We start from the raw sequence: 23,669 nt of genomic DNA on the forward strand, positions 1-23,669 counted from the left end.
GATAGTTACTTTGACCCAAAGTCTGTCTACCATAAGCTGTTTGAGTCAAAGCTAAGACGAACGATCGAGTAAAAAAGTTCCATACAAATGGCTGATGTTCAAACAGAAGTTAGAGAGTTATATTTGATATATAAATTCAAGTCGCTAATTTAAGTCTTTTAAGTAGAGCAACACGAATTTTAATAATTCTTTTTTAGTAGTGCTGACCTAACTGTAAATTCACCATTACTAAGGGAAATCGGGGTTTAAGCTTTCGCAGGCTGGTAACATTGTTGCCAGCCGTTTTTGTTTGTAATATTTCTAAGCTGGCCGAGCTGGGCAACCTTAACAGTCGAAGCCTACTTATGAATTCAACCTGACTTCAAAATAAGCATACTACCAGAATAGCTCGCTCGATCGGCGAGCGCGGTTTCGATCGTTCCAAAATATCGATGGCACCTTTACACTCCCGTATGCCCGAATCCACCCTTCCGTTCGCCTACGGTCGTTAACTCCGCCACTACCCGCTCTTGCGCCACACACACCTCCAGATACATCACCTGCGCAATTCTGGCACCATGACTGAAGAGATGTAAATCTCCACCATGATTGACTAACCCAATTCCCACCCAATCAGGATAGTGCTCGTCCACAATTCCGGGCGCATTAATTACCGTAATCGAGTTCTTGCACGCCAAGCCACTGCGAGGACATACCAGCATTGTCGCAATCTTGTTAGGGTCATCTGTACTCAAACCCACCTTAAAGCCTGCATTGACGATTTTCTGCGTGCCTGGAGCGAGGACGAAAAATCTCAGTTGCGGTTCGGATTGCTGCAATAAATCTATCGTCAAATCATCCGTAATTTTCTGGCCATTAATATATAACGATCCTTCTGGGTATTTAGTTAAGAAAAGATCGTGCTGGGCACGAATAGACTCCATAAAATCATCTGGAGGTGCTACTGGTAAATAAGCCTTCACATCCAGAGCAGCAGCTCTATCTACGGCTCTGAGCGGTCTAAATTCTGGAGCTGCTAAGACATATTCGACTGAAATCACGATCTTACGTTCGCCTCGATTTGGCTTCAACATTTACCAATTTTTATCCTACTCGATTCTCCCCGAGCGGCTCCGCCAACACCTAACGCTTAACTAATTTTTACAAAAACTCCCGATATTTATAAACTTAACTAATTTTTACAAACTAAAGATTATGCCAGGATTTATCGATCGTTTAGTGGCATTCTCGATCTCTAATTATGGCTCGATCGCACTGTTTTAGTCTCTAGATCGCTCGAATCCCACGCCCTAACCATTCACCTACGAACGTTACTAGCGACTGAGAGCGTCGATGGGGGATATTTTCTAGCGATTTTTCGACCGTTACTTGCTCTGTGACTGCGATCGAGTATTTTTTGTTATTGTTCTAATTTAAAATTAAAACAAACACAAAAATTATTAGCAACTAATTTGAAAGGTTGAAGCTGAGTGAGTGCGGCCTGAGGTGTTCCAAGTAGATTATCGAATAGATTAAGCAATTTAAACTCCCGATCGATTTGTAAATTTTCCCCCATTTCCTGGAAAGTTAGTGAATAATGCTAGACGTAGCAGAAATTTTTATAGATAGTTCTTCTCGTTTAATAACACCCACAAAGTATTGGAGACTAGCAGATCGTGAAACTGGCAGTATATGGAAAAGGTGGTATCGGCAAATCTACAACTAGTTGCAACATCTCCGTCGCATTAGCAAAACGCGGCAAAAAAGTATTACAAATCGGTTGCGACCCCAAGCACGATAGCACCTTCACGCTGACGGGGTTCTTGATTCCCACCATCATCGATACACTTCAAGAAAAAGACTATCATTACGAAGATGTCTGGCCGGAAGATGTCATCTACAAAGGTTATGGCGGCGTCGATTGCGTCGAAGCTGGTGGCCCTCCTGCTGGTGCTGGTTGCGGTGGTTACGTCGTAGGTGAGACAGTTAAGCTGCTCAAAGAATTAAATGCTTTTGACGAGTACGACATTATTTTATTCGACGTACTCGGCGACGTGGTTTGTGGTGGTTTTGCCGCACCGCTAAACTATGCCGACTACTGTTTAATCGTGACTGACAATGGTTTCGATGCTTTATTCGCAGCCAATCGGATTGCCGCATCAGTACGTGAAAAAGCACGGACGCATCCCCTCCGTTTAGCTGGTTTAATCGGCAATCGGACATCCAAACGCGACTTGATCGATAAATACATCGAAACAGTGCCAATGCCCGTATTGGAAGTGTTGCCGTTGATTGAAGATATTCGCGTTTCCCGCGTCAAAGGCAAGACTTTGTTTGAAATGGCAGAAACCGATAAATCATTAGAATATGTCTGCGACTACTATCTGAATATTGCGGATCAGATTCTGGCATTGCCTGAAGGCGTGGTACCGACGGATGCACCCGACCGGGATCTATTCAGTCTGTTGTCTGATTTCTATCTCAATCCTGTTGAGCCAAAGGTTCAGGACGCTAGCGAGAAAGTGGATTTAATGATGGTTTAACGAGTAGGTGGTGGAGATCTGACCCACCCCGCCTGCGGCACCCCTCCAATGAGGGGATTTTCCCACGCCAGGGTCTGTAGGGGCGGGTTTATGCGCTCGATTACGCTGTAACAATAACTATCGTACAAACCCGCCTTCCTCACGATTAACCTACAGATCGCATTTCTATTTCTCATGGCATTTAGGTTGCTGGTGGGGTTGGGCAGGTTTGTACGGAGGTTAATTGCACGTTTGAATTAGTTGCATAAACCTGCCCCTACGAGGTTAATGTCAGTGTGTCGATTCAATTATAAAAAATACAATTAACTGGAGAACATAATATGACTGTTGCAGCAGAGCCACAGGCGTTAAATTTTGAGTGCGAAACTGGTAACTATCACACCTTCTGTCCGATTAGTTGTGTAGCGTGGTTGTACCAAAAGATCGAAGATAGCTTCTTCCTTGTCATCGGTACCAAAACCTGCGGTTACTTCCTCCAAAACGCCATGGGCGTAATGATCTTTGCCGAGCCGCGCTATGCGATGGCAGAATTGGAAGAAGGCGATATCTCCGCCCAGTTGAATGATTATGAAGAACTCCGTCGGTTGTGCGAACAGATTAAAAAAGACCGCAACCCCAGCGTAATTGTTTGGATTGGTACCTGTACCACCGAAATCATTAAAATGGACTTGGAAGGATTGGCTCCACGTCTAGAAGCCGAACTAGGGATTCCGATCGTTACGGCTCGCGCGAATGGTTTAGACTATGCTTTTACCCAAGGTGAAGATACTGTTCTCGCAGCAATGGCAGCGCGGTGTCCCGAAAAAGCTCCTGTCGCTCAGGAAGAGAAAGACGAGCGGAACGCCATCTCCAAACTGATGAATTTCGGACGCAAGAAAGAAGATGTCACCGTTTCCGACTCCGAATATAAAGATCATCCACCACTAGTATTATTCGGTTCTTTACCCGACCCTGTCGTTACCAACCTGACATTAGAACTGAAAAAACAAGGCATTAAAGTCTCCGGTTGGCTCCCCGCCAAACGCTTTACCGAATTACCCGTACTAGAAGAAGGCTACTACGTTGCGGGGGTGAATCCCTTCCTCAGTCGCACTGCCACCACATTAATGCGTCGTCGCAAGTGTAAACTCATTGGCGCACCATTCCCGATTGGCCCTGACGGCACCCGCGCCTGGATTGAGAAAATCTGTTCGGTATTTAATATCGAACCCCAAGGATTGGACGAGCGCGAAGCTCAAATCTGGGAAGGCGTGGAAGAATACGTCAAACTGATTCGGGGCAAATCCGTCTTCTTCATGGGCGACAATCTCCTGGAAGTCTCGATGGCGCGGTTCTTGATTCGTTGTGGCATGACAGTCCAAGAAATCGGCATTCCCTACATGGATAAACGCTATCAAGCAGCGGAACTTGCCTTACTAGAAAAAACCTGTCGGGAAATGAATTCGCCGATGCCGACGATTATGGAAAAACCCGACAACTATAATCAGTTGCAACGGATTTACGCCCAGAAACCCGATTTGGTAATTACTGGAATGGCTCATGCCAATCCGCTGGAGGCACGGGGAATTACGACTAAATGGTCTGTAGAGTTTACGTTTGCGCAAATGCACGGTTTCACTAATTCTCGCGATATCTTAGAATTAGTAACTCGGCCCCTGCGTCGAAATGAAAATCTCAAGGATCTCGGTTGGGAGAAGTTAGTCAGAGATGAAGCGATAGTCTAAATTACTGAATAAATTTAACCGAGTTAGCAAATAAGCTAGACTCGGTTTTTTATTAATTTAAATTTATGGATATTAATGAAGGTAGTCATCTTAGTAGATTGCACACATAATTTACTCAATGCTCGATCGATTCAATCGCACTGTCACGAATCGATCGAGTATTGAGCCAGACAGTTGCTCAATCGCCGCCATCCAAATACTTGGTGAGTAACATCGGTAAGTAATCGAAGCCATCGACGCCGATCGCGGGTAGTAAATTCGGGCGATACTTAGTGAGGAATCGATCGAATTCTTCGCGACCGAGTTGTCCTTGCAAGACAATGGCTAAACTCGCACTTTGTCGCCATTCTTTCGCGCCGATTTGATGGAGTTGGTACATTGCCAGACAGCTATAAAAGACGGCGGTACCGTTTTTTTGGAGGCTGTGGTTGGCTTCGGCGAGATAGGTGAGATTGAGTCCTTGGAGATATAAATCGCCGACGGCTTGGGCGGCTTTGGTGCCTTGTTGGAGATATTCGATCGCTTTTTCGGGCTGTTGGATGGTGAGATAGGCAAGTCCGAGGCTGTGATAGCACAGGGCGAGACTTTGTTTGTCGGCTAGAGTTTCGGCGAGTTTCAAACCACGATCGAGATAGCCGATTTGCTGCTCGTAGATTTCTTCATCCATCCGATCGATCGCGTGGGCGGCGCGGACTTCTGAGTAGCCGACATTCGTCAGGGCATTGGCTTCGCCTAATTTGTCGCCTGTTTGTCTGGCTAAAATTAGGGCGCGTTGACTGTAACTAATTGCCTGGGCATAATCTTTTTGCCCGATCGAAATCCGGCTGAGGTGGTTGAGATTGGCAATTTCGCAGGGACGATCTCCAGCTTGGTTGGCGATTTCTAGGGCTTCGCGATGGAGGGCAATGGCACGATCGATTTGGCCTAGAGCTTGCTGAGAATAACCTAAAATCGTTAGGAGTCGGCCTTTTTCTTGAGTACCTGCTACCTGTTTGAGCGGCAGATCGAAGTAAGAGAGTGTATCGCGGAGCGTTTCGCCAGAAAATGCCGCAAAAATGCCACCATATAAGGGGAAATTCGGGCGTTGAGCGGCGGTGCGTAAGACTTGCAGCGTGACTTGAAAACAAGCTTTGGCGATCGCGTCCCGATGACTGCTATTGATGCCTGTAGCTCTACCGATGCCATTTGCCAGCTCGCACCAAATGGCGGCAAACGTAATTAGCGTACTAAATGCCATCCGCTGTCCCCACTCGCGATCGTACATCTGTCCGTCGAACCAAGTTACCAGCGCAGTCTGAATGCTTTGTAAGACGATCGCCAGCTCCGTCCATTCGCCTTCATCCCCAGTCGCTCGATCGCCGCCCAGCGGCGCGCTTGCGCGATCGGCTATGAGGTCGGAAATCGACCGTTGAAGGCCGATTGTTTTAAATAATGATTGAATTAGCGGTTGGGAGACTTGTTTCGACCACAGCGACCAGGGGCCGTTTTCGGTGACGCCACCAAAGCCGATTTGTTGGCCGCTTTCGTAGATCCAGCTTACCAAATGCGGTTCTAAAGCTGGCAGCAGCTTTAAGCCGCGATCGAGTCCCAAGGCTAATTGGCGCAACTGCTCGAAGTCAGCAGGTTCGAGATTGACGCTAGCGACGGACTGAAGCCGAGTAATGATTAGTTGGATCTGGGCGCGCTCCAACTTGCGTTCGAGGTTGGGATCGAGTGCTTGCAGCAAGAGATTTAGCCGTTCGGTAGGAGCGGCGGTGACGATCCGATCGATCGTCGTATTGACTGCGGCTACGGCTTGGCGTTCGTCTTGGAGGTTGCCCAGAGCCGTCTGAATCCACGCCAGCGCATTAAGGCGGTGTTTTAATTTCGCTTGCTTGACTTCATCGGGTTGGCTGGCGATCGATCGTTCGATGCCTTGCACCGTCTCACTCAGGCAGCCTTCAAAGATTTCACTCGTCCCCAGCTCGATCCGCTCGACCAAAATTTGATAGATATATTCCTTCGAGATAATCTGCTTACCCATGAGAATTCGATCGACAATATCCTCGATCGTCTGAAGATATTTGTCGCGCAGGCTCTGCGATCGATCGTCGCTGTTAATATTCGATCCAGCATCAGCAGAAGTCATAGTTGTATATCCGATCTCTTGCAAATGTGTTTTTTGTTATCCTATCTCTTTCCCAATTATGATGGGAAAACAAGAGACGATCGGTAAGTCGGTATAATTAGCGATTATCTTCGTTAGACTCCGCAAACAAATAGATAATAGTTAAATATAGATGGTGGGCATTGCCCACCCTACGAACTTATGAAATATGGTTTGGCACTGCACACGAGCAGTCCAGCATTAGGTTTGGCAATTAGTAGTAGTGCAGATGATGTCCGCTGTCAAACCTGGGATTTAGGACGAGAAACTTCTAATTATCTCCACCCTTATCTGCGCGATTTTCTGTCTCCCCAAACATGGCAAGACTTGGAATGGATCGCTACAGCTAGCGGCCCTGGGGGATTTACGGGGACGAGGCTAGGGGTAGTTACAGCACGGACGTTAGGACAACAGTTAGATTTGCCTGTATTTACTATTTCTAGTTTAACGGCGATCGCTTGGCAACTACCACAAGTTGGCGTATTAGCGATTTCGATGCCCGCACAACGGGGTGAGGTATTTGGGGCTATTTATCGTCGTAGTGCAGATCGGCAAAATCTGACAACTATTGTTGCCGATAAAGTATTTTCATTAGCTGACTGGGATAGCCAACTAGCCGAAGTGCCACCAGTGCATCACGAGATCGTCCCACAATCGGCCAATTTAGCGGATACGGTACGGGGGGTGATTGCGCTAGCGCGGATGGCTTACGATCGTCAAGAACGTCCTCAATGGGCACAAGCGTTACCTTTTTACGGTCAGCATCCAGTAATTAGGGGGATACCGACGGATTATCAGTAAACGACTTACCTAAGCTGTCAATCATTGAATGTACTTAGGTCTTCTCCCCGCTCCCCGCAAAATAGTAACCTTACTTACGCCGTAGACTACTATTATGTGATTTAAATGTTCCGCAGCTTATGCATTATTTTCGCACTAATCGTCAAAAGTTAATCGATAGCTTGCAGCAGCATGGCTTATGGTTGGTTATCTATTTATCGATCTTAGCGATCGTTGCTTGGCTATGTAGTGAGGTATGGGAAAAAGAAGCTTTTAGCTTCGATCGATCTTTCTTATTATGGCTTCATCAATTTGCCAATCCTCAACTCGATCGGCTGATGTTATTTTTTACGGCTTTGGGCGATCCACCCACTGTAGTGGCAATTTTTGTTTTGACGATTGCATGGCTGATATTCAAGCAGCGATATTCTGATGTAATTAAATTTGCGATCGTTTGCGTGGGTGGTGTGATTATCAACCAGGAAATGAAGTTATTTTTTGCCAAACCGCGTCCCGAATTATGGCAGAGGTTGATAACAGATATGACGTATTCTTTTCCTAGCGGTCATGCCACAGGTTCGATGGTGGTGTATGGTTTTCTTGCTTATATATTAGCTAAACAATGGTTGAAGTATCAGATATATATTTACGCGATCGCGAGTATGGTAATTGTCTCGATCGGCTTTAGTCGCTTGTATTTAGGGGTGCATTATCCGACGGATATTATTGCTGGTTATGGCATCGGATTTTTGTGGCTGGCTACTTGTTTGAGGTTGGATTTTCGATTTAGGAGATAAGCTAAAATCCTCGGTAGGGGCAATTCATGAACTACCCTTACCGAGGATTTTAGACCTTCATTGCCTACTTATACTCGACCCCAGTAACGACTTTACCCCGAAACACCACATAATTGTAGATGTTGTAGAAGATCATAATCGGAATTAGTACCCCAATAAAAGTCAGCATGAATACCAACGCACTTGGCGAAGCCGCAGCCTGGTAAATCGTAACTTGTGTTGGAATCACATAGGGAAATATAATTAGCCCTAACCCGACAAAGCTGAGGAAGAAAAGCAAAATTGTCCAGATAAAAGGAGTTTTTTCTTCTTGCTTATCGATACTTCTAATCAACAGGTAAACTAATAACACTCCTAGGAGTGGAATCGCTGCAAATACGTAGATCGTCGGTGCTGAAAATAATCGCACCCGCGTTGTTTCATAAAAGACTGGCGTCACAATCGTAATTAAAACTGCACCGATAAATGTAGTGATGGTCGCGAGTTTGGCGGTTTTGTAGTGAGTTTTTTGCAATTCCCCTTCAGTTTTCAAGATCAGATAGGTAGAGCCGATTAAGACATAACCTTGAATCAGAGTCAAAGCCACGAGAATCGATCGCCAATCTAACCAATCCCAAGTCGAACCAGCAAAATGACCCGCAGCATCGACCGTAATTCCTTCGAGCGTACTACCGAGTGCGAATCCTTGACCTAAAGCAGCTAAAAAACTACCCAGGCCGAAGGCATAATTCCAGAACAATTTATTATTAGAATGTTCGCGAAACTCAAATGCTACTGCCCGAAAAACTAGCCCAAAAATCATCATGAAGATGGGGATATATAAGGCCGTAAGAATTGTATTGTATGCTAGTGGAAATGCCCCAAATAAGGCACCAGCCATCACGACTAACCAGGTTTCATTGGCATCCCAAATATTTCCCAAACTAGTCATCAATAGGCCGCGCCGTTCTTCATCGGAGCTAGTGAGCGAGAGGATGCCTACACCCAAATCGAACCCGTCTAACATCACATATAAGAACAAAAACAAGCCCAAAATCACAAACCAAACTTGCGGCAGAAAATGTAATAATGCGTCCATGAAAACTCCTACAAGACCTTTGGTAAAAGCTAGCGATTGAAATTGCCGCTAATGTTGCAAGGTCAGCGTAGGCGGACTAATCTGTTAGTCTGCGTCGGCGGACCTTGCACTCCGAGCAGCGGTTAAAAACCGCTGAAGTTATTGACATCTAACACATTCCCTATTCCCTAGTTATTGTTGCGCTTCTACTGGTCGGCGATCCGGGACGGATTCGGCGGGTTCGGTATTAATGACAAATTGACCGTCTGCACCTGGTACTGGTAAATCCAGTTTTGGCCCTTCACCAATAATCCGACTGCCAAAGTAGAGTGTCGTCACGAATAAGAGCGAGTAGACAACCATAAAGAAAATTAGGGAAGTCAAAACATTATTCGGCGGGACATTGGAGACCCCATCTGCCGTGCGAATGCGATCGTAAAGTACCCACGGTTGGCGTCCTACGCAGCGCACCACCCAACCAGCTTCGATCGCGATATAGCCTAAAGGTGCCGCAAACATCCACAGGCGCATCAACCACTTTTGCGCGCCAATTTTGTCGGGTGCGAGGTTGCCCCGATACCACTCAACCACATTCCACAACATTACTGCTGCTAAAAAGAAGCCGATGGCGATCATCACTCGGAAGGAATAATAAATCAATCCGACCATTTTGGGGCGATCTTCACGTTTCCACTCATTCAGTCCCGGTACGGGTACCGATAGATTTTTGCGAAACTCTAAAATATAACCCAAAGCATTAGGAATTGTCAGTTCCCACGAGTTGCGGTTATTTGCTTCATCGGGGATTGCTAGCAAGCTCCAGTCCGCTGGTTGACCCGCCGGACTGCTCTCCCACTTAGATTCCATCGCCGCGAGCTTTGTCGGCTGATAATAAGCCACTTGCTCGGCACTGAGGTGTCCGGCATAGATTTGAATCGGCGCAACCGCAATTGTGGTTGCAAGGATAATTTTGAGAGAACGACTAAAAAAGGCGGTATGGCGATCTTTGAGGATATACCAAGCACTAATACCGCCAATCATAAATAGCGACGTTTCTAGCGTCGCCAAGAACATGTGAGCGACACTTTTGACCATAAATGGATTCAAAATCGCCTGAAAATAATCGCTCACGATAAACTTTCCATTCACCATTGCGCCACCAGCAGGAGTTTGGAGCCAAGAGTTCGCAGAAAGAATCCAAAAGATCGACAGGTTGGCACCAAAAGCAACCATGATGGTCGCTAAGTAGTGAATTGGCGGTGCAACTCGTCCCCAACCAAAAATCATAATCCCTAAAAAACCAGCTTCGAGCATAAAGGCCATCGAAGCTTCAAACCCCAACACGCTACCAAAGAAATCCCCGACAGCTTCGGACAGAGGCCCCCAATTGGTACCGAACTGAAACTCTAACGGTAACCCAGTGGCAACGCCAATCCCAAAGTTCAAGATATACAGCTTCGACCAGAAGCGGATGTGAAGGTAATAATCCGGGTCGCGGGTCTTCAGCCACAGTCCTTCGATGATAACTAGATAGATGGACATCCCTGTGGTCAACACAGGCCACAGCATATGAAAAATGGCTGTAAAAGCAAACTGCATTCGCGAGAGGGCAACGGTATTTGAAAAAATATCCATGTCTGACCTGCTATTTGGTTTGAATTTTCATTTGACCTAGTTTAATGATAGACACTTTATGTAGTGAAAAGCTCGATCGATCCAATTTAGTACGCACATCTATGTCAATTCGTCAACCGTAGCAGCCGCCTGACTATCGAGGGAATTGGATAAATTGTAGGTTAGATAGCGGATGCGCGTTTCTCCGATGGGAGCGGCTACGCCAACGTAGGGTTTCCCGACGGTTTATTGATGGTGTTGAGTTTCGCTATCTGGGTTGAACTCTGCGCGATATCTGTAAATCGATCGCACGCGTTTTAGCGGCTCTGCTCATTATTTGTGTATCTCCGGATCGTATCGATGGTCTGTTGATATTTAGTCATATTGCCATCTTGTTTGTAGAGTTTGGCAGCTTGTTGAAGGTATAAAATTGCCAACATCCGATCGTTATTTTTTTTGACCGATGGGCGGGGCGCAAGCCTCCGCATTCATGCGTGGGGTCGAGCCTGTCGCGGTCATCTGACCGCCTTGAAGCGATGCCACGGCTTTAGCCGCAGTATGCGCTTCACTAATGGTAAAATTGGCTTGTGAGTAGAAACAACCATCTACGCGTTGAAACATCCTAGTACTGAGAAATCCAGGCAACGGAAAGATCCGACTAGAATCGGAATAGTTAAAGGGCAAATAATGGCAGGATGTTGAGCGTACCGATTTGGCAGAGTGATGGACTTAGAAAACATACACATTTAAGAAGTATACGCAAGGATTGAGCGACCGCCTTGGTGGCGCGCTTCGCGTTCGATCCGAGTGGGTAGCGGCGCATTGATAACGCCTTTGTGAGTTCAATTGTGAACTGTGCAAGAATCCCCTGCTTTAACGAATCGAACCGCTTGCGGTGCGACAGAGCAAGCATGGGGATTATCAAGACCTCCTTAGCCATGCGGGCATAAAATTCTGCTCGATCGGCATTAAGTGTTTGCAGGAGTCTTCTAGCAGAGATACTACTACGTCTATTTGGGCTAGTGCTATCGCGTATGAATCCATCCGATCTCACACCACCCTGACGATTGCTACTGCTAGGATCGAGCATGGCATTAGCCATTTGCAGGGCAGTCGGGCTGCCCTCTTTTTTGGCTAATATGGCAGCTTGACGGTAATCGGCCATCGCTCCCGATCGATCGCCCCCGCCGCACGCCAATACCTGCGCTGGTAATACGCATAAGAATACTCGGCAACGGGATAAATTTCGCCAGCTCTTTTAAAATCGGCAATGCTAGCAGCCGCCTTACTCGGGTCGCGCTTCTGGAGTTCGCCGCGCAGAACGTAGAGATTAGCTAGATTCAGCTTGACATAATAATCTGGTAAATCTTTGGGATAGAGCTGAATCGCCCGATCGAGTTTTTGGAGCGAACTTTGATATGTTGCACCTAGCTGTGGCTGTTGGCGTTGTCGCCGTACATTTGTTTGAAACCGCTGTAATTCTGTTGTAGCTTCCACCCCGAGTTTGTTCGCTAGGGTAAAGTTCTGATTGTCTTCTAGCCATCGATCTAATCGATCGACTGGGATCGGCTTGCTAATGTATGGCGATGGTATAAACACTGCTGAAGCTAACTGATACCAATTTAAATGGTGTTGACGACAGATAGTGCATCTAAAATGAATGGATATCCGGTAATACTCGCAATGATTTCAGGAGTTAGTTCTGCCAAAAGTTGCCCTACCTTGATTTGAAGTTCTTCCAGAGTTTTGACTGAAGCCCATCGTAGATCAGCTTTGAGATATTGCCACAAGTGCTCAATTGGATTTAGTTCTGGGCAATAAGGTGGTTGAAATATCAGGATAATATTTTCTGGTATCACCAATTTCTTGCTGGTATGAAAACGACCATTGTCAACTTGAATAACATTGAGACTATCTGGATAAATCTTGGCAAATTCATCCAAAAACCGTTGAAAGCACTCGGTATCGACATGAGAGAATTGCAGAAAAAAAGACTCTCCTGTGGCTGGTTCAACCGCCCCATATAGCCAAAATGCCTTAAATAGCCATTGCCATTCTCCAATCGGTTTAATGCCGCAAGCCGTCAGCAATCTACCAATTAACGTTTTGAGTCCAAACCGACTTTCATCTTGAACAAAATACCTTAAAGGTCGCTCATTCTGGCGATCGAATAAACTTAACAGTTCCAAGTCCGAAGCTAAGTTTTTTTAAAAGCCAAACGGCTGTCCCGATCTTGCTTGTAATGTTGTGGTCGTGCTACTTTCAGCTTGGCTTTGAGCCGATAGCGGGTCATTTGATAAACCGCATGATACTCTGCTTCGACGCCTAACGTTTCGGACAACCATTCCTGGACTGCTCCATAGCTATCAAATCCATTTTCTGGATCTTGTAATCGTTTTGACAACGACTCTTCTGCCCAGGTCGGAATTACCCGATTGCCCCCGCCTGGGCTACTTTTGACACTTTCTAATGCTGCCAATCCTCCGGTGCGATAGATTCTTAACCATTCTTGTAATGTCCCTCGATGTCTCCCAATTGCTTTAGCAATCTTGCTGATGCTGGGTGCCTTCTCTTGTTTGAGCCAGTAGAGTACCTGGAGCCTTTCCTTGACTATCGGCTGGCTGGCTTGATGTAATCTTGCGGTTATTTCTTCTAAGCTCTGTGCGATCGTAATTGAGGTTTTTCCTGCCATCTCTATCTCTCTTATCCTCCATTTCTCATTTTAGCCGATCTGTCATCCCTTAAATTTAAATTGGTATGATAATTTTTGATCATATCGCTGCTGGTAGCAGCTCTATTCCCTAATTGCAGGTTAACTGAAAATTTTAAAAAATGAGACATCGCATAGTTAGGCTGGAGTTGAATGCTCTGATTTATATATGCCAAAGCCTGTTGCTTATCTTGTTTGATATTATCGGTATCCGGGGCGATAAATTTATTCATCCCCAAAATCAAAAAGTCATCGGCACTTTGCGGGGGGTGATACTGATTTTCCCAACTTGTCCTATCAAATTGGATGTTAATAACCATTGCGTGGATACACCGCGATTAAACCCCATCTTGTTACCATAGTTGTCGCTCTTAGATGGGGTCGATCGAGTAGTGCGATCGCTCGGATCGTGCCAAAAAGTACCTACAGTAATGCGATCTCCATGACCGTGAATGGCGACTACTCGTCCCTGTCGATCGAATACTGCACTACCACTCATGCCTTTGTTAGTGTAACTCGATGTTCAAGTTTTTGAAAACTGCTGAAGTGTATGATATGGGATGAAGGATCGGTATAGAAAGGTAAAGACATGCTACTCAATAAGCCTTTGCCCTTCATCGAAGACTTTATCAACGAATTGAACAAGGGACTGAAAAGTTACAATCCAGATGGGGGCTTGAGCAGAATTCAGCGTGGATGGATCGGATTCTGTCTGATGGGCATAATACTGACGAACAGCGTATGCTGGGCAAGATTTGAACGGGTGAGCCTGGGGAAATACAGCCTGGGAGCCTTATCATGGATGTTTCGCAAATCCAAACTGCCATGGGAGATGATGCTTCAAGTTAGTATAGCAATAGTGCTCAAGCAGTATGGTATTTCTGGAGGTACTTTGGTGACTGACGACTCAGATCATCAGCGCAGTAAGAAGACACCAAGGTTATTCAAAACCCATAAAATCAGAGACAAAGGTAGCGGGGGATATATAAATGGTCAAAACATAGTGTTATTAATACTAGTTACTGACAAAGTGAGCTTGCCAGTTGGATTTGAGGTCTATCAACCTGACCCTCAACAACAAGCATGGACAAGAGAAGATCAACGTCTGAGAAAGAAAGGTATCGCGAAAAAAAACCGCCCAGAGGCTCCACCCCATAATCCAGACTACCCAACTAAACCAGAATTAGTGTTGCGATTAATGGAGCAGTTTCGGAAGCACCACAGTCAAATCAAGATCAAAGCCGTCGTTGCTGATGCACTATATGGTCAGGCAAAATTCATGGATGCAGCATCAGGCTTATTTGGTGGAGTCCAAGTCATTAGCCAATTGCGTTATAACCAAAATATTCGTTTTCGAGGCCGAAAACAAAGCCTAAAGCACTATTTTTCAAGTTATCCGGGAGTTCCTCAAGAGTTGAGTATTCGAGGTCAACCTGCCATTACAGCCAATGTTGGAAGTATCAGAGTGGAAGTTTGTGCTCACGGAAAAAAGCGATTTGTGATTGCGCTGAAGTATCCGGGTGAGCAAGATTATCGATATTTAGTTGCTACGGATCTGACTTGGCGCACCATAGATATCATCCAAGCGTATACACTGAGATGGTTAGTAGAGGTTTTCATCGAGGACTGGAAGTCTTATGAAGGTTGGGCGCAGTTGGCCAAGCAAACAGGTAAAGAAGGGACAAGCCGTGGCCTGACCCTGAGTCTGTTGCTTGACTTATGCCTCTTGCTTCACCCGAGACAAATAGCCCGCGTTGACAGCAAGCTGCCCGCATATACTGTGGGCAGTCTACTCCGCAATCTTCAGATGGAAGCTTTGTTGTTATATTTTGAGCAGTTGCTACAAGCACCTAATCCGGTTGAGCAGTTGAATCAATTAAGTCAATCAGTTCAGGAGTTTTTCCTTTTGAGATCGTCTGGTAAACATATGAGTGGTAGAGATTTAGGTCGCTTAGAACCCACTCCCTCCCTCAATCGTCGAGCTGTAGCTTAAAAACTTGAACATCGAGTGTAAGCATTATACACAAGGCTATAGCCGCCCCGATCTCCCGAAAGACGTCTTTGAGCATTAATTAGCACCTCGCCACCAGCAAAAGTAAACCCAGCAGCTTCGGCGGCAAAACCTGACGTGTAAATGATATCGCCTGGTTTGACTGCGGTGCAGTCGCCCAATCGAGCCAGTGGATAGTTGTTAGAACTGATAAATTCGATCGCGGCGAGATCTAAATTTGGGGAGGTAATAACCTGCTTGTCCGTGGCTAGATAGCGGCGGCCATCGGCTGTGGTAATAGTGTAAGTACAGCTATTTTCTGGACATCTGGTGACGTGTTTGTTGGTAATGAGGGAGTAGATGCTGCCCCGCTTTTTGAGCAAAAATCCCGAACCACGACCGATCGATCGTCCATTTTGGCTCACATCGATTCTCGCCGTCACTGACTTAGCAATATTATAAACTTCGCGAGTAGTTGCCGCCCGAACGGGCTGGGCAATCCAGACACCTAGGGTGGCTACGGCTGACAAAATAATTAGTTTCATGGCATTTGGCACCAAATACAGAAAATCTCGCTCTCATCGCAAAATTATCACGGTCGTGGGGAATGCTAGAATTGAGCTTAGGTATCAATTGTATCTAAATGTCGAGACTTGCTCGCTCATTGCCCTGGAGCGCAGTACAATCTACATTTAGATCGAGCAACAATCACTAGGTGTTCGCTATGGAAGAATGGCAAAACGAAATCGCCGCCGCGTTCAAAGATTTAACCGCGTTGTTTGATGAATTTGGTCGCGAACTCACGGAATTTGTTGAAGAAGTTACCACAGAAGCTCAGGAAATCCTTACTCTCCAATGGGACGAACTGAAAGAAGTGCTGACAGAATTTTGGCAAGAGATCGAATTAGACTTTGAAGAACCTAGTGCCACGATCTGGGATATCCCCATCTCTACCAAGCCCGTGGCAGATCCGGCAACACATCCCGCTTGCGTGGGCTGTATCAACTATAATGGGACTGTCTATGGTGGCAATATGTTAGTTTGCGGGATTTATCCTTACGGTTGCGGTAGCGATACCTGCGCCGATTGGGAAGGTGAGAACGATCTCAACTAGTCCGAGACGGTAGAAATGAAGCTACTATTTCTTGCCAACTCTCCTAACTCCCAACTTCCAACTCTCAACTCCCCGCCAAAACAGTAAATAGATTTACGTCGTAGACTACTAGTTGGGTTGTCTCAGCCAGATTAGATCTGTGTAGCTAACATCTTTGTAACTTAATCTAGCTTCAACAATTTTCTCTCATACTGATATTTATGGTGGGGGCAGTTGATGAATTGCCTCGACCCTAAATATCGAGAGCGACAAAAAATAGCGATTGCCGAATTGTTCGATCGCAATTTATATCCTTAGCCTTTATCAATAACCATTCACTCAATTACATGACTCAGGCTCATCCAGAAGCAGCTACGACCCCCAGCGAAATGAAATATGGGGAACGCGAAATTATTAATGGCGAACTGATTACGTTTCCCAATCCCCGGATGGGTAGACGTTACAACGTCGATATCAGCTTGCCAGAGTTTACTTGTAAATGTCCCTTTTCTGGTTACCCCGATTTTGCGACGATCGGGATTATTTACGTTCCAGACCAAAAAGTCGTCGAACTCAAGGCATTGAAACTATATATCAACAGCTACCGCGATCGATATATTTCTCATGAAGAGGCTGCAAATCAAATATTAGATGATTTTGTCAGCATAGCTGACCCGCACCAGATTACGGTTAGAGCTGATTTTTCGCCACGCGGTAACGTTCATATGATTGTCGAAGTCAAGCATGAGAAATAAGGACTAGATACTAGGATTGGCGTTAGCAGCTTTAGATATTATTTAATTTCTTTAAAAAAGATGGTGAGCATTGCCCACCATCTTTTTTAGGTAGTTATAAATTATTGCTACTGCTGAAAATTTGTCTACTTATCGTTACTAATCGATACTAACCAATGAAACCGATTTTTTATCTGGTTCCTGACAATATTGATTCAATCCCGTGACTAAATCTAGTTCGGGACTAACACTGCTGGCATACTTTTTCAGCCCTTCATTAACCTTAGTTGATTTTCTTTCTTTAATACTGACAATCAGTTGTTTGGTAACATCAGTCGTCCCTTTATACATGGCCAAAAACTGATTTTTGTATGTATTAAGTTTTTCGTCACTAACATTTACTGCTTCGAGATCATTGGCTGCTTTATCAAATATTTCGACTAGTTTTTCGATCGTTTGAATATCGCCCTTGGTGCCAGAATTGCTAATTGCTTTGGTACTGACCACTGTCTGATTGACTACCTCAATGGTGTTCGCACATTGAGTTATCTTGCTACTGGTACAACTCACTGTCAAAAAACTAGCCGCGATCGCTGTGGCAAGGGTTGCCACCTGTTGTACTTTAAAAGATTTCATTTACCCTACCTCTCATCACACAACACATCTTAGCTTATTTAGTCAAGCTGTTAACGACGATCGCCAGATAAATATCCGAGCTTGAAAACTCCAATCGCGATCGACCTAAAATTGGTCTTTACGACCGCGAATTCGGGCGAAAGTCTCGATCGGATCGCGACTGGCGACACTGGCTTGGAGGGCGGTTGTATCCCAGCGGAGGAAGGGATTGGTGCGTTTCTCAACACCGATATAAGTGGGGACGGTGGGAATTAATTTTTGACGTGCGGTGGTGACATCTACCAATCGCTGTTGGAGTTCTTGATTGTCAGGATCGACGGTTACGGCAAATTTCAGATTGCTTAAGGTATACTCATGAGCGCACCAGATTCGGGTATTGTCGGGCAACTGGCGCAGTTTGGAGATGGAACTCACCATTTGTGCGGGAGTACCTTCAAATAAGCGTCCGCACCCCCCAGCAAAAATCGTATCGCCACAGAAAAGTTCGCCTGCTTCGTCGCTGTCTACAGGTGGGAAATAATAAGCAATGTGGGCGCGAGTATGTCCGGGGATAAAGAAAACTTCACCCGCTCGATCTCCGAATTCCACGCGATCGCCATCGGCTAGGTATACTTGTTGTCCGGGGATGCGTCCCCGATCTTCGGCACCGCCATAAACGCGAACGTCGGGAAATGCAGCGATTAAGTCTTTATTGCCACCGACATGATCGCCATGATGGTGAGTGTTAAAGATGGCGACGAGCTGCACTTGATGATGGGCGACTTCGGCAAGTACTGGTGCTGCTTCTGCCGGATCGACAACTGCGGCAATCTGGCGATTTCGATCGAGCATCAGAAAGATATAGTTGTCTGATAGAACGGGAATGCGAATGATGTCCATAGTATCGAGATTTTTGTTAGCTGATGTTCTTAACTTAACAAAATCTGTAGACTCAGATCTTTTAATAACGCGTAGATCTGAATTACCCTCATAACCTAGGGTATCCACAAGGGGCAGCCCCTACAGCCTCTTGACTATTTACTATCCCCTATTCCCTGTCTAATTCCCCAAGATACTATCGCTATCTGTCTCACTCTGAGTGGGAGTCGGTTGAGGATTGAGTTGCTGCTCCCATTGTTGGACGTAGCTTTGAGCCGAACCGTAGGCAGATGTGCTCTCAGGAATGACTTTGGCGATCGCGATCGCGCGGCGGAGGTCGCTACTGGCGGTACTTTGGGCTACTTCTAACATTTGAGCACCCCAGTTATCCATCAAGAGTCGGGCTTGGGAGCGCAATTGCGAACTCTTAGGTACTCTCGCCGCAGCTTGAATGGCACCCAGCAAGGCTTCGGGCGTACCGTTACCAGCCAATCTTTGCGCTGAAGCTAAATTGTTGGCGGCTTGGAGTTGGGCTTGCCAATCGTTTACGCGTTCTTGAGTTTGAGCGTACATGGCTCTGCCCCTGCGGACTCTTTGTGCCATGGCGACAGCAGCACTCAGATCGCCGCTAGTTGCCAAACTTTCGGCTTGAGTGAGGATCGGGCCATCTTCGGCGCGTTGTAGCTCGGCTGTCCATTGTTGAACTTTTTGCTGGGCTTGAGGGTAGAGGGCGCGTCCGGGGCGAATTTGGTTGAGTTGGGCGATCGCATTTTGGACTCCCACCGCCGTGCCATTGGCAGCAAGTTTATCTGCCGCAGTCATGTAAGGTGTATCTTCGACTGTCTCAATTTGTTTGCGCCACTCACTAACGACTTGAGCGGCTTCTTTGCCGCGCGGATTGCTCGCTGGAATCCGCTGCACTTGAGTAATTGCCGTTTGAAGATCTTTGACAGTACCAGTCGTGGCTAGGTTGCGAGCGTGCTGGAGGGCGGCGAGATCCTGAATTTCGAGTTGCCAAGCAACCAGCGATTGCTGCGCTCGCTGGTACATCGAACTGTTCGCCCCAATGCCTTGGACTAGCGAAATCGCTGTTTCTAGTTCGGCGATGCTGGTATTTGTGGCATGAGAAAGAGCTTGCGATAGATTGATGAGATCCTGAAGTTCGGTTTTAATGGGGGAAACTTCAGGTGTTTGATTGGCGATTTCGAGTGCGCCTTGCCAGTCGTTGTTATCGAGTTTGGCTCTAGCTAGCTTGAGCATTTGGCTGGCTGCTGTGCTAATTAAAGTTTTGGCTTCTGTCTGGGCGAAACTTTTGGGATCGACTTTCTTGGCGATTTCGATCGCTTTGAGTAGGGTTTTGACATCCTGAGTCTTGACTAATTGACGAGCTTCGTCCAACTTGGCACTGTCGGCTTTAGCAATTTGCACTAAGTCGGCTAATTCTTGATATTTAGTTGTCGCCCAGTAGCGATTATTTAAACGAGTTAATTTGATGGCTACTGAGTAGGCATTTACCCATTTTGAGCTATTTAATAATGCTCTAGTTTCTTTATCGAGTGCGACGCCTTTAGTCCAGGTTTCTTGCCATTGTTTCAGTCGTTTAGAAACAACTTTATATGCGGGGACATTTTGAGGGACTGTTTTGGCAGCATTTACAGCTTCATCATAATTACCCTCTTGATAGGTTGCTTCGGCCAACCGCAGAATTGACAAAGACCAACGTTGGACATTGCTATCGACATAACCGCGAGTCGGATCGTTGGCGGGGATATCTTTAACTAGATTTAGAGCCGACACCAAATCGGTTAATGTTTGTTTGCTAGCGGCTAATTGTCCGCAATAAACGCGCAAAGATGCTGAAGACATCGGCACGAATATTTCGGGACAGTTAGGTACTGCTTTGGGATTTAGCAATAAGCCTAATGCCAAATAGACTAAGCCACCCGAAATGCCGAGGGTCATAATCGCCCAGAACACCCAACTTCGGATAAACGATAGTCGCAACCAACCGGGCATCTGGTTCACTAATTGTTTAGTGGCTTGGTTTGCTTGTTCAAAATCAAAGCGGGAGTTTGGTTTGGCCAAAACTTAAAATTAAAGGGTAAAGAGTAAGTAATTGCCCGATCTAAATGGGGCAGTTATAACCCGATCGAGCGTTCGATACATCAAATTATTGCACCAACATTTTAACTCACTTCGGTTTCGCTGAAGATCCGCTCGATCGCCTTAACTAATCGCTCCAGTTGTGAATGTTGATGAGTTGCCATCAGCGATAGTCTAATCCGACTTGTCGGTACAGTCGGCGGTCGAATGGCTGGGGCAAAGATTCCGGCTTGGCGGAGTTTGTCGCCGATAACGATCGCGGTGTGGGAATCTGGTAGCTCGATACAAATAATCGGCGAGGCCGAGGGGATGAGCCTGACTTGGGGCAACTTTGTCAATAGTTTGTTCAAATATGTCACATTTTGCCATAATTGGTGACGGAGTTGGGACCCAGTCGTAACGATTTCGATCGCGGCTAATGCCGCAGCCGTGTCGGCGGGAGAGAGTCCCGTAGTGTAGATCCAGCTCGCACAGCGGTTTTTGAGAAACTCGATCGTCTGGGTACTGGCAGCCACATAGCCACCCAAACTCCCCAACGATTTACTCAATGTACCCATTTCGATTAGAGATCGATCGCCCAGCTCATAATGCTCGACGACACCCGCACCAGTCGCCCCAAAAACTCCCGTAGCATGAGCTTCGTCTACCAAAACCATCGCCCCATATTCGGTAGCCAAGTCCGTCAGCTCTGGCAGCGGACACAGGTCGCCATCCATGCTGAACACGGTATCGGTGACAATCAGGCAGCGACGGTAGTTAGCACGATGCAACTGTAACTGGTGGCGCAGCGAATCTAGATCGCAGTGCTGGTAGTCGATCGTCATCGCACCGCTCAGGAGCGAGCCATTTTTGAGACTAGAATGATTGAGTCGATCGCTCAAGATCAGGTCTTTTTTGCCCACTAGAGCCGCGATCGTCCCCAAATTAGCTAAATATCCAGAACTAAATACTAAGGCAGCTTCAGTGCCCTTTAACCTAGCGATCGCTAGCTCTAAATCTTGGTGGAGATGCTTGTGTCCGCTCGTCAATCGCGAACCAGTGGCTCCCGTTCCAAATTGTTGCGTCGCCGCCATCGCCGCGCGGATCGTGCGCTCGTCGCCAGCTAAACCCAAATAATCATTGCTGCCAAAATTGAGTAAGACGCGTCCGTCGATCGTCACCTCAGTTCCAGGTAAACTATCGATCGATCGCACAGAGCGATACCAATTCGCCTGTTGAATCGTTTCTAACGATCGATCGATCCAAGCATAAGGATTTAATTGATTCAAAATTAGAACTCTCGATCGATTAGTATATGAAAATAACCTTATCCAACTTAATTCATGGCGGAAATCCAATTTTCTAGAGGAACCACCGAGCCTGTCGTTCCCGATGTTCGACTGACCAAATCTCGCACTGGCGAGCAGGGCAAAGCATCATTTTACTTCGAGAAACCTGCCATCCTCGGTAATGACGTTACCGAAGAAGTCACCGGGCTGTATATGATCGATGAAGAAGGCGAAATCGTGACGCGGGAAGTCAAAGCCAAATTTGTTAATGGTAAACCCGAAGCATTGGAAGCCATTTATATCATGAATTCTACGGCAGAGTGGGATCGATTCATGCGCTTTATGGAACGCTACTCCGAAGCAAATGGTTTGGGCTTTACCAAGGCTGAATAGTTAGCATGAGTTGCTAGTTATGAGTTATTTGTAAAGTTAGGGAGTAGCGAGTAGCGAGCGGGAAAAAGCAGGTACTTTATAATAAATTTCTACCGTTTACCCTCTACCCCTCACACCCAATCACAACGATCGACTAGCAACTTACGTTAATTAGCTTAAAATTTATGCTCGATCCTCTCAGTTCTGGCACAGTCGAAAAATCTGCACAGCCGCATCCAGATGCGAGCCAAATGTCAGTCAATTGCGCGGTAATCACTGTCAGCGATACGCGCACGCCCAGCACAGATCGTAGCGGTGAATTAGTCCAACAATTGCTATTAGCGGCTGGCCATCAAATTGGCATGTATCGGATCGTTCCTGACGAGCCGAGGCGGATTCTTGCCGAGCTAGAGGCGGCAACGACAGCAGAGCCGACAATTAGCGCGATCGTCTTCAATGGTGGTACGGGCATTTCTCCCCGCGATACCACCCACGAGGCAATTGCTAGCGTTCTCACCAAAACTTTACCAGGCTTTGGAGAAATCTTTCGCCTCCTCAGCTATCAAGAAATTGGGTCGCGAGCGATAGCCTCCCGCGCGATCGCAGGTACCTACAGACACCTGCTCGTTTTCTCGCTACCTGGGTCGCGCGGTGCAGTACAATTAGGCATAGAAAAATTGATTCTGCCCGAACTCGTCCATCTCATCACCCAATCGACATGACATCTACTGATAAGGTCGAGACAAAACCCGATAAAAATGTAAAGAAAAAAAGTACGTCGTATTGGCTCTCGATCGGGATTATTGGTTTACTCGTTGGTGGCACTATTGCCGCCAAGCACGTCTTTCTCGTCGATGAAGATATCGAAATTACCACTAAGTTTAGCGGTAAAAGTTGGCAAATAAGTTCCCAATCGATCCGGAAATCGCTCGTCGATCTCGATCGATTCACGCATCATTATCTCGATCCAGTCAGCGCGCAGATCGGCCAACAATCGCAACAATTGCTCGCCCAGGCTGGTGATGCTCTCTCCGAGCGCAAAGATTGGTGCATTCCCAAGCTTCAATTCTCCAGTACTTCAGCTACTATCAAAGACATAAATTCAACTCAATTAAAGAAAGATCGAGTTGCTAACCAGCCTAATTTAGAGCGATCGAGTCAAGACTGGTGTATTACTACAGGTACTAAAAAATAAGCCAGCAACTTGGCTTGCTAAATTCAAGGCGATCGGCAGATGAGAAGATCCTCCACATCTGTAAAATAGT

27 protein-coding genes are annotated in these 23,669 nt (G+C 46.3%); 10 read left to right on the forward strand and 17 right to left on the reverse strand.

The features are described from left to right. Positions 1 to 440: 440 nt before the first annotated feature. Entirely contained in the window at positions 441 to 1,073 is a 633-nt protein-coding gene (locus CHA6605_RS31945) for a dUTPase (RefSeq protein WP_015161511.1), read from the reverse strand. 582 nt (positions 1,074 to 1,655) lie between these two features. Between CHA6605_RS31945 and bchL the strand changes: the two genes are divergently transcribed. Continuing rightward, positions 1,656 to 2,522: a ferredoxin:protochlorophyllide reductase (ATP-dependent) iron-sulfur ATP-binding protein gene (bchL, locus tag CHA6605_RS21620; RefSeq protein WP_015161513.1), complete on the forward strand. Its 867-nt coding sequence runs from the start codon at positions 1,656 to 1,658 to the stop codon at positions 2,520 to 2,522. Positions 2,523 to 2,842: 320 nt separating this feature from the next. Then, positions 2,843 to 4,246 carry a ferredoxin:protochlorophyllide reductase (ATP-dependent) subunit N gene (locus tag CHA6605_RS21625; protein WP_015161514.1) on the forward strand — a complete coding sequence of 468 codons (1,404 nt, stop codon included), beginning with the start codon at positions 2,843 to 2,845 and terminating at the stop codon, positions 4,244 to 4,246. A gap of 178 nt (positions 4,247 to 4,424) precedes the next feature. On the opposite strand, the gene CHA6605_RS21630 is transcribed toward CHA6605_RS21625, so the two are convergent. Next, entirely contained in the window at positions 4,425 to 6,374 is a 1,950-nt protein-coding gene (locus CHA6605_RS21630; RefSeq protein ID WP_015161515.1) for a tetratricopeptide repeat protein, read from the reverse strand. Positions 6,375 to 6,554: 180 nt separating this feature from the next. Here CHA6605_RS21630 and tsaB point away from each other — a divergent pair, with 180 nt between their 5' ends. Then, positions 6,555 to 7,193, forward strand: a complete 639-nt coding sequence (gene tsaB, locus CHA6605_RS21635) for a tRNA (adenosine(37)-N6)-threonylcarbamoyltransferase complex dimerization subunit type 1 TsaB (RefSeq protein WP_015161516.1) — start codon at positions 6,555 to 6,557, stop codon at positions 7,191 to 7,193. A 119-nt stretch (positions 7,194 to 7,312) separates the two neighbouring features. Continuing rightward, positions 7,313 to 7,969: a phosphatase PAP2 family protein gene (locus CHA6605_RS21640; RefSeq protein WP_015161517.1), complete on the forward strand. Its 657-nt coding sequence runs from the start codon at positions 7,313 to 7,315 to the stop codon at positions 7,967 to 7,969. Positions 7,970 to 8,033: 64 nt separating this feature from the next. Here the strand turns inward: CHA6605_RS21640 and cydB are convergent, their stop codons facing one another. The 10 genes from cydB to CHA6605_RS21685 all read right to left on the reverse strand — a co-directional run bounded on the left by cydB (position 8,034) and on the right by CHA6605_RS21685 (position 13,849). Then, on the reverse strand, positions 8,034 to 9,047 hold the full coding sequence (cydB, locus tag CHA6605_RS21645) for a cytochrome d ubiquinol oxidase subunit II (RefSeq protein WP_015161518.1): 1,014 nt from the start codon (positions 9,045 to 9,047) through the stop codon (positions 8,034 to 8,036). A 171-nt stretch (positions 9,048 to 9,218) separates the two neighbouring features. Beyond that, positions 9,219 to 10,661 (reverse strand): cytochrome ubiquinol oxidase subunit I, encoded by a 1,443-nt coding sequence (locus CHA6605_RS21650; protein ID WP_015161519.1) that lies wholly within the window; start codon positions 10,659 to 10,661, stop codon positions 9,219 to 9,221. Positions 10,662 to 10,957: 296 nt separating this feature from the next. After that, the gene (locus CHA6605_RS36305) at positions 10,958 to 11,080 is read right to left on the reverse strand and encodes a hypothetical protein (RefSeq protein ID WP_269744520.1); all 123 of its coding nucleotides are present in this window, start codon (positions 11,078 to 11,080) and stop codon (positions 10,958 to 10,960) included. Between the two features lie 7 nt (positions 11,081 to 11,087). Beyond that, positions 11,088 to 11,261 carry a hypothetical protein gene (locus CHA6605_RS21655; protein WP_157260068.1) on the reverse strand — a complete coding sequence of 58 codons (174 nt, stop codon included), beginning with the start codon at positions 11,259 to 11,261 and terminating at the stop codon, positions 11,088 to 11,090. 52 nt (positions 11,262 to 11,313) lie between these two features. Then, on the reverse strand, positions 11,314 to 11,805 hold the full coding sequence (locus tag CHA6605_RS21660) for a hypothetical protein (RefSeq protein ID WP_015161521.1): 492 nt from the start codon (positions 11,803 to 11,805) through the stop codon (positions 11,314 to 11,316). Further along, complete coding sequence (locus CHA6605_RS21665) at positions 11,775 to 12,137, reverse strand: hypothetical protein (protein ID WP_198288383.1); 363 nt, start codon at positions 12,135 to 12,137, stop codon at positions 11,775 to 11,777. Before CHA6605_RS21665 ends, CHA6605_RS21660 begins: the two co-directional genes overlap by 31 nt. Before the next feature lie 125 nt (positions 12,138 to 12,262). Continuing rightward, on the reverse strand, positions 12,263 to 12,829 hold the full coding sequence (locus CHA6605_RS21670) for an IS630 family transposase (protein ID WP_015158521.1): 567 nt from the start codon (positions 12,827 to 12,829) through the stop codon (positions 12,263 to 12,265). An 8-nt stretch (positions 12,830 to 12,837) separates the two neighbouring features. Then, on the reverse strand, positions 12,838 to 13,332 hold the full coding sequence (locus tag CHA6605_RS21675; RefSeq protein ID WP_015158520.1) for a helix-turn-helix domain-containing protein: 495 nt from the start codon (positions 13,330 to 13,332) through the stop codon (positions 12,838 to 12,840). Between the two features lie 11 nt (positions 13,333 to 13,343). Beyond that, positions 13,344 to 13,583 carry a hypothetical protein gene (locus CHA6605_RS21680; RefSeq protein ID WP_015161523.1) on the reverse strand — a complete coding sequence of 80 codons (240 nt, stop codon included), beginning with the start codon at positions 13,581 to 13,583 and terminating at the stop codon, positions 13,344 to 13,346. Between the two features lie 8 nt (positions 13,584 to 13,591). After that, positions 13,592 to 13,849, reverse strand: coding sequence for a hypothetical protein (locus tag CHA6605_RS21685; RefSeq protein ID WP_041548379.1), 258 nt, complete (start codon positions 13,847 to 13,849; stop codon positions 13,592 to 13,594). 90 nt (positions 13,850 to 13,939) lie between these two features. On the opposite strand from CHA6605_RS21685, the gene CHA6605_RS21690 reads away from it, so the two are divergent. Next, positions 13,940 to 15,343 carry a transposase gene (locus CHA6605_RS21690; protein ID WP_015158689.1) on the forward strand — a complete coding sequence of 468 codons (1,404 nt, stop codon included), beginning with the start codon at positions 13,940 to 13,942 and terminating at the stop codon, positions 15,341 to 15,343. Here CHA6605_RS21690 and CHA6605_RS21695 read toward each other — a convergent pair. Then, positions 15,340 to 15,885, reverse strand: coding sequence for a S1 family peptidase (locus tag CHA6605_RS21695; protein ID WP_015161524.1), 546 nt, complete (start codon positions 15,883 to 15,885; stop codon positions 15,340 to 15,342). The two genes, CHA6605_RS21690 and CHA6605_RS21695, sit on opposite strands and share 4 nt — an antisense overlap. 179 nt (positions 15,886 to 16,064) lie before the next feature. Between CHA6605_RS21695 and CHA6605_RS21700 the strand changes: the two genes are divergently transcribed. Both CHA6605_RS21700 and queF read left to right on the forward strand, forming a co-directional pair. Further along, positions 16,065 to 16,454: an OmpH family outer membrane protein gene (locus CHA6605_RS21700; protein WP_015161525.1), complete on the forward strand. Its 390-nt coding sequence runs from the start codon at positions 16,065 to 16,067 to the stop codon at positions 16,452 to 16,454. 326 nt (positions 16,455 to 16,780) lie between these two features. After that, a complete protein-coding gene (gene queF / locus CHA6605_RS21705) occupies positions 16,781 to 17,188 on the forward strand; it encodes a preQ(1) synthase (RefSeq protein ID WP_015161526.1) in 408 nt (135 codons plus the stop codon). A 138-nt stretch (positions 17,189 to 17,326) separates the two neighbouring features. Here queF and CHA6605_RS21710 read toward each other — a convergent pair whose 3' ends face one another. The 4 genes from CHA6605_RS21710 to bioF all read right to left on the reverse strand — a co-directional run bounded on the left by CHA6605_RS21710 (position 17,327) and on the right by bioF (position 22,032). Then, positions 17,327 to 17,803: a hypothetical protein gene (locus tag CHA6605_RS21710; RefSeq protein WP_015161527.1), complete on the reverse strand. Its 477-nt coding sequence runs from the start codon at positions 17,801 to 17,803 to the stop codon at positions 17,327 to 17,329. A gap of 105 nt (positions 17,804 to 17,908) precedes the next feature. Further along, positions 17,909 to 18,682 carry a hydroxyacylglutathione hydrolase gene (gloB, locus tag CHA6605_RS21715; protein WP_041548380.1) on the reverse strand — a complete coding sequence of 258 codons (774 nt, stop codon included), beginning with the start codon at positions 18,680 to 18,682 and terminating at the stop codon, positions 17,909 to 17,911. A 159-nt stretch (positions 18,683 to 18,841) separates the two neighbouring features. Next, entirely contained in the window at positions 18,842 to 20,623 is a 1,782-nt protein-coding gene (locus tag CHA6605_RS21720) for a chromosome segregation ATPase (RefSeq protein ID WP_157260069.1), read from the reverse strand. A gap of 224 nt (positions 20,624 to 20,847) precedes the next feature. After that, positions 20,848 to 22,032, reverse strand: a complete 1,185-nt coding sequence (gene bioF / locus CHA6605_RS21725; RefSeq protein WP_015161530.1) for an 8-amino-7-oxononanoate synthase — start codon at positions 22,030 to 22,032, stop codon at positions 20,848 to 20,850. A gap of 54 nt (positions 22,033 to 22,086) precedes the next feature. Here bioF and psb28 point away from each other — a divergent pair, with 54 nt between their 5' ends. The 3 genes from psb28 (at position 22,087) to CHA6605_RS21740 (ending at position 23,599) form a co-directional block, all read left to right on the forward strand. After that, positions 22,087 to 22,425, forward strand: a complete 339-nt coding sequence (psb28, locus tag CHA6605_RS21730) for a photosystem II reaction center protein Psb28 (RefSeq protein ID WP_015161531.1) — start codon at positions 22,087 to 22,089, stop codon at positions 22,423 to 22,425. Positions 22,426 to 22,589: 164 nt separating this feature from the next. Further along, positions 22,590 to 23,126: a MogA/MoaB family molybdenum cofactor biosynthesis protein gene (locus CHA6605_RS21735; RefSeq protein ID WP_015161532.1), complete on the forward strand. Its 537-nt coding sequence runs from the start codon at positions 22,590 to 22,592 to the stop codon at positions 23,124 to 23,126. After that, the gene (locus CHA6605_RS21740) at positions 23,123 to 23,599 is read left to right on the forward strand and encodes a hypothetical protein (protein WP_015161533.1); all 477 of its coding nucleotides are present in this window, start codon (positions 23,123 to 23,125) and stop codon (positions 23,597 to 23,599) included. The genes CHA6605_RS21735 and CHA6605_RS21740 overlap by 4 nt, the downstream gene beginning before the upstream one ends. Positions 23,600 to 23,669: the final 70 nt, after the last annotated feature.

Source organism: Chamaesiphon minutus PCC 6605, assembly GCF_000317145.1.
GTDB lineage: Bacteria > Cyanobacteriota > Cyanobacteriia > Cyanobacteriales > Chamaesiphonaceae > Chamaesiphon > Chamaesiphon minutus.